2 protein-coding genes are annotated in these 2,392 nt (G+C 37.5%); both read left to right on the forward strand.

Going from position 1 to position 2,392, the window contains the following annotated elements; all coding sequences use genetic code 11:
• Positions 1-149: 149 nt before the first annotated feature.
• Positions 150-1,604 carry an IS21 family transposase gene (gene istA, locus ACFSBH_RS12385; protein ID WP_379597786.1) on the forward strand — a complete coding sequence of 485 codons (1,455 nt, stop codon included), beginning with the start codon at positions 150-152 and terminating at the stop codon, positions 1,602-1,604.
• Positions 1,601-2,323, forward strand: coding sequence for an IS21-like element helper ATPase IstB (istB, locus tag ACFSBH_RS12390; RefSeq protein ID WP_379597788.1), 723 nt, complete (start codon positions 1,601-1,603; stop codon positions 2,321-2,323). The genes istA and istB overlap by 4 nt, the downstream gene beginning before the upstream one ends.
• Positions 2,324-2,392 lie beyond the last annotated feature (69 nt).

Raw genomic sequence — 2,392 nt, forward strand, 5'->3', positions numbered from 1 at the left:
TGTTTATGGCAAAATAAATGTACATAATAATGCAGCGTAAAAGTACATAACGCTGCATTGAATTTCAAAGAAAATAAAAAGGCTTGCCAGCCTCCAAATCTTATCCTACTGTTAATGATGCCGAATCAAAACAGTGGAGGTTGAAAGGGATGCTGACAATGCCTGAAATCAATTCTATCAAAGTTTTAAGAAATGATAAATCATTATCTGTTAATGAGATAGCGAGGATCCATAATATCAATTGGAGAACTGCTAAAAAATATGCAGATCATGAACAAATACCTAATGAAAAAACTACAGTAAAAAAGGGAATGATGTATGAAGAAAAATGGGGGCAGATTGTTATAGACTGGCTTTTGGAAGATCAGAAGTTAAAAAAGAAGTCTAGAAGAAAAAACAATCAATTGTTTTCTAGTTTACAAGAAATGGGATTCCCTGGTTCTTATCGAACAGTATGTAATTTCATTCAAGAATGGCGGGAAGGAAGAGACAATTCAGAGGAAGAAAAGTTTGATAAAAACTATGAGCGTCTTATCCACCCTCCTGCTGAGGCACAACTTGACTTTGGTCTTATGGAAGCAGTGAAGGAAGGTAAGTACATAGATGTCCATTGTCTTGTAATGACACTTCCATTTAGTAATGATGCGTATGCTGTACCACTTCCGGGGGAGAATCAGGAATGTCTTTTCTATGGCATGAAGAAAATGTTCAAGCAGCTTGGTGGGGTGCCAAGAAAAATACGGATTGACAATATGAAAACAGCTGTGGTGAAGCCGAGAGGACGAGGTAATGAAACAGAATTCACAAATGAGTTTATGCAATTTGCGAACTTCTATGGATTTGAACCACAAGCCTGTAATCCTTATTCCGGTCATGAAAAAGGTAATGTGGAAAATAAAGTCGGATATATTAGGTATAACTTTATTACTCCAGCCCCAGTAATTAAGGACTTACAACATTTGACAGAGTTGTTGGAGAAGCATTTGATTGCGGACCGAGATCGTCTCCATTATGAGAAGCATTGTACTATCCATGAACTTGTGGAAGAAGAAAATCAATATCTGTTGGCCTTTCCAGAAGAGGACTATCCTGTTTTTAAAGAAAAGAAGGCACAAGCAAACAAATATGGGGAGATAGTTATCGATAAGGTAAAAGTTTATGTTCCTCAAGGATACAATTATTCACAGTTAACGCTTATAACATACTGGGATAGCTTTAAAGTGATTTCTCCGCACGGAGAAATACTCCTGGAAGACTTTCGGCCATATATGCAGAGGGGGCGAAAGATACCTTGGGATTCTATCCTGAAAAGCTGGCTAACGAAACCGAGAGTAGTAGATTATTCCCGCCATGCTGCCTATTTGCCAGGGCGCATCGCTGAATATATTAAGGTGACTAATCACGATATCAGGAAAGAACGAATGAAGTGGCTGCTTTCATTACTTAGTACGCACGAGATGAGCGAAATTAACGAACATTTTTATGAACTGGTAGCGAAGCAATCTATGGAGCTTCAAGAACCGAAAGACCATCCCTATGACATTGATTGGGCAAAATATGATTTACTTCAAAAGTTTACTAACATGGCAGGTGAAGCACAATGAATGAATTAAAAGAAATATGCAAATCACTTCGCCTTGCACATACAGCTGATATCTATAAGGATATTCCATTTGAGAATCCAGAACAGTACTTGAAGTCTTTATTAACTAAGGAATTAGAACTGCGGGAATCCGCTAAAATAGAGCGCTTAATTAAGAAGGCTCAATTCCTTCAGAAAAAGTCGTTATCCACTTTTCAGTGGCATGATAAGATTCACTTGCCGTCTCAAATCGATGTAAAAGAGTTAGAAAAATTGAACTTTATTCAGGCAAAGGAAAACTTGATTTTAACTGGATCACCCGGCACCGGAAAAACACATTTGGCAACAGCCGTAGGCTATAAGGCGTGCGAGATGGGTAAGGAGGTTAGGTTTTATAGAGTATCTGATTTAGTAGCTAACTTGGAGAAAGCTTGGAAGGAAGACAAACTTACATTATTTAAAGGTAAATTTAGAAATGCTGATCTTATCGTGTTGGATGAAATGGGCTATGTTCCATTTAACACAGAAGGTGCAGAACTCTTTTTCCAACTTATTTCTGACTGGTATGAACAGAAAAGCCTTATTATCACATCTAATTTAGAATTCAGTCAGTGGAATCGTATATTCGGAGACTCTAGGTTAACAGCAGCATTGGTTGACCGTGTCATCCATCACGCGCACATATTAAATTTTACTGGTGATAGCTTCAGAATCACACATGCATTATCAAGAAATAACTGAATAAAATTGGCTGGCAAGCTTATGTATATTTTCATTGCAATGTTGTGTACTTTTCACTTGCAAAACACA

The sequence above is a fragment of the Oceanobacillus luteolus genome (assembly GCF_042678205.1).
Lineage (GTDB): Bacteria > Bacillota > Bacilli > Bacillales > Amphibacillaceae > Oceanobacillus > Oceanobacillus luteolus.

Bases quoted from the DNA above. Each gene is read 5' to 3' on its own strand.
- istA (WP_379597786.1), top strand. From the start codon at position 150: ATGCTGACAATGCCTGAAATCAATTCTATCAAAGTTTTAAGAAATGAT.
- istB (WP_379597788.1), top strand. From the start codon at position 1,601: ATGAATGAATTAAAAGAAATATGCAAATCACTTCGCCTTGCACATACA.